Source organism: Actinoallomurus acaciae (genome assembly GCF_042429965.1).
GTDB classification, from domain to species: domain Bacteria; phylum Actinomycetota; class Actinomycetes; order Streptosporangiales; family Streptosporangiaceae; genus Actinoallomurus; species Actinoallomurus acaciae.
This window is the reverse complement of record NZ_JBHLZP010000736.1, coordinates 1-3,188: the sequence shown is the minus strand read 5'-3', so window position 1 is coordinate 3,188 and position 3,188 is coordinate 1. Positions and strand designations below refer to the sequence as shown.

The 3,188-nt window shown below is 72.7% G+C and carries 3 protein-coding genes; 1 reads left to right on the top strand and 2 read right to left on the bottom strand.

Features of this window, described 5'->3' with window-relative positions; translation table 11 throughout:
- Window positions 1-158 precede the first annotated feature (158 nt).
- Window positions 159-1,091 carry an RDD family protein gene (locus ACFFNX_RS46005; RefSeq protein WP_378212658.1) on the bottom strand — a complete coding sequence of 311 codons (933 nt, stop codon included), beginning with the start codon at window positions 1,089-1,091 and terminating at the stop codon, window positions 159-161.
- Between the two features lie 74 nt (window positions 1,092-1,165).
- Between ACFFNX_RS46005 and ACFFNX_RS46000 the strand changes: the two genes are divergently transcribed.
- Window positions 1,166-2,164: a stage II sporulation protein M gene (locus tag ACFFNX_RS46000; protein WP_378212657.1), complete on the top strand. Its 999-nt coding sequence runs from the start codon at window positions 1,166-1,168 to the stop codon at window positions 2,162-2,164.
- A 52-nt stretch (window positions 2,165-2,216) separates the two neighbouring features.
- Here the strand turns inward: ACFFNX_RS46000 and ACFFNX_RS45995 are convergent.
- Window positions 2,217-3,188: DUF58 domain-containing protein (locus ACFFNX_RS45995; RefSeq protein ID WP_378212656.1), on the bottom strand; the 972-nt coding region annotated here is incomplete at its 5' end.

Here is a 3,188-nt window from a genome sequence, read left to right as displayed (position 1 = left end):
CGAGGCCGAGGAGAGCCGGCTGCCGGTCGAACGCTATGAGATCACCGATCTGGAGACCGGGGAGATCTCGGAGTGCTACTTCGCCGGCGACGTCCTCGTGGCCGCCTCCGGGATCGAGCTGACCGGCCTGGACGACCCGCCGAACTTCACCTGATCGGTCACCGCCCCGGCGGCAGGAACCGGGGCGCCGAGCCGGGGGCCACGCCGAGCCACTCGGGACCCGGCACCGGACCCGGGCCGTACGAGGGCGGCGGTGGCGGGGGTCCGCCCACCGGGATCGCCTGGGGCATCGGCGCGACCGGAATCCCGCGGCGGCTGATCGCCTCGCGCCGGGCGGCGCGCTCGGCCAGCCGCATCTCCTCCCGGTACCGGCGTTCGGCCAGGACGGCCGACAGGTAGATCTCCGGCCGGAAGCCCGGAGGCGGCGGCGGGCTGACGTAACGCAGGACGTCCGCCATGAGCCGGTCGCCCATCGCGTCGCGGACACGGGGCGCCAGCTCCCAGAAGCGTGTGAGGTACTGCCGGGCGGCCAGCGCCACGTTGTCCGGCAGCATGGCGAGCTCCAGCGACCGGCCCCACGGCGCGAGCGGCGGCGGCATCACCGCGACCGGTCCGAGGAAGACGTTGACCGGCACCCGGTCCTGGATGACGATCGTGCCCGCGAACAGGTCGCCGAGCCGCTTGCCGCGCTGGTTGAGCAGCGACGTGATGAGCGCGGGCGAGCCGAGCAGCGCCCAGATCTCCAGGAACCCGGCCAGCGCGCGCACGAAGGCCTGCCGGAACCGCTCAGGGCCGCCGTCGTCGCTGACGACCCGCAGCCCGACCGCGAGCTTGCCCAGAGTGCGGCCGCGCGTCAGCGTCTCTGTGATCGTCGGGTAGCCCACGAACACGGCCACCATGAACACGATCGACAGCCCCACCGTCACGGCCGAGTCGAGCACCGCCGCCGACAGGCCGACGAAGATGAAGCAGATGTAGAGAATGAAGATCTGCAACAGCATGTCGACGAACAGCGCCAGGGCGCGGCTGGCCAGCCGCGCGACCCGGATGTCGAGTGCGACGGCCTCGCCGGTCACCAGTTCGATCGGCACGCGCCCTCCCGTCGAGAGTCTCTGAGAGACTGGCGAGGATTCCCCAAGAGTCTTTGAGAGTAGTGTGCCCGTTCGTGGACGTCGATGCCTTCGTGGCCGCGCACAACGCCGAGTGGCGGCGCCTGGAGCAACTGGTCAACCGGGGGGCGCGGAAGCTGAGCGGCCCGGAGATCGACGAGCTGGTCGAGCTGTACCAGCGGGCCGCGACCCACCTGTCCGTCGTACGCTCCAGCTCGCCGGAGCCCGCGCTCGTCGGCCGCCTGTCGTCTCTGGTGGCCCGGGGCCGCGCGGCGGTGACCGGGGCGCACGCGCCGATGTGGCGCGACGTCGCGCGCTTCCTCACCGTCTCCTTCCCGGCCACCGCGTACCGGATGCGGTGGTGGTGGCTCGGTTCGGCGGTCATCTCCAACCTGGTGTCGGTGGTGATCGCCATCTGGGTGGCCCGCAACCCCGAGGTGCAGTCGTCACTGCTGTCGCCGACGCAGATCCGCCAGCTCGTCGACCACGACTTCGCGAACTACTACACCGACCACGCGGCGGGCGCGTTCGCCTTCCAGGTCTGGGTGAACAACGTGTGGGTCTCGGCCCAGGCACTGATCTTCGGCATCCTGCTCGGCATTCCGACGATCTTCGCGCTGTGGGGCAACCAGCTGAACCTCGGCGTCTCCGCCGGCCTGATGTTCGCCCACGGCAAGGGCGCGATCTTCTTCGGCCTGATCCTGCCGCACGGCATGCTGGAACTCACGGCCGTGTACCTCGCCGCGGCGGCGGGTCTGCGCCTCGGCTGGACGATCATCGACCCGGGCCACCGACGCCGCAGCCACGCCCTGGCCGAGGAGGGCCGCGCGGCGATGAGCATCGCCTTGGGCCTCGTCATCGTGCTGGCGGTGTCGGGCGCGATCGAGGGCTTCGTGACGGGTCACGTGAACACGACATGGCTGCGCATCGCCATCGGCGTGATCGCGGAGGCCGCCTTCCTGACGTACGTGATCGTGTTCGGCCGCCGCGCGACGCGCGAGGGAGACATCGGCGACATGGAGTCCGTCCCCGACACCGCCCCGGTCGCCGCCTGACCGTCGCGGGACGGGGTGCCGCTCTCAGGCGGCGGCGCTCTGAGAAGACCCGTCAGAGGCGGCCGGCGGCCTTCAGGGACAGGTACGCGTCGGCCAGGGCCGGGGCGATCTCCTCCGGCGGGGCGTCGACGACCTCCACGCCGTACTTGCGGAGCTCCGCCGTCACACGGCTGCGGTCGGCGCGGGCGCGTTCGGCGGCGGCCGCGTCGTACACCGCGCTCGCGTCGCCGCGGGCCGCGGCCATCTCGCTCACCCGCGGGTCGCTCACCGCGGCGACCATCACCAGGTGCTTGGCGGTGAGCTGGGGCAGCAGCGGCAGCAGACCCTCCTCCATCGCCGCGGCGTTGAGGTCGGTCAGCAGCACCACGAGGCAGCGCTGCCGTACGCGGGCCAGCAGCGTCGAGACCATGCCCGCCGCGTCCGCCTCGATGAGTTCCGGCTCCAGCGGCGCCATGGCGCGGACCATCGCGGGCAGCAGGTTGGTGCGCGTGCTGCCCTCCACGCGGGCGCGGACCTGCCGGTCGTAGGCCAGCAGGTCCACCCGGTCGCCCGCCCGCGAGGCCAGGGCGCCGAGCAGCAGGGCGGCGTCCATCGAGCAGTCGAGCCGCGGGATGTCGCCGACCCGGCCCGCGGCCGTACGGTCCGTGTCCAGGACCAGGTAGATGCGGCGGTCGCGTTCGGGGCGCCAGGTACGGACCACGACGTCGCTCCGCCGCGCCGTCGCCCGCCAGTCGATGGACCGTACGTCGTCGCCGTCCACGTACTCCCGTAGCGAGTCGAACTCCGTGCCCTGGCCGCGGATGAGCGCCACGTGCTGGCCGGTCAGCTCCCGCAGGCGGGAGAGCTTGGCCGGCAGGTGCCGTCGCGAGGGGAAGGCCGGCAGGACGCGTACGGACCAGGGCGCCCGGCGGGAGAGCTGGCGGGCGGCCAGCCGCAGCGGCCCGTACGACCGGACCGTCACCGAGACGGCCCGGCGGTCGCCCCGGCGCGTGGGGACGAGGCGCATGTCGAGGCGGCGGCGCTC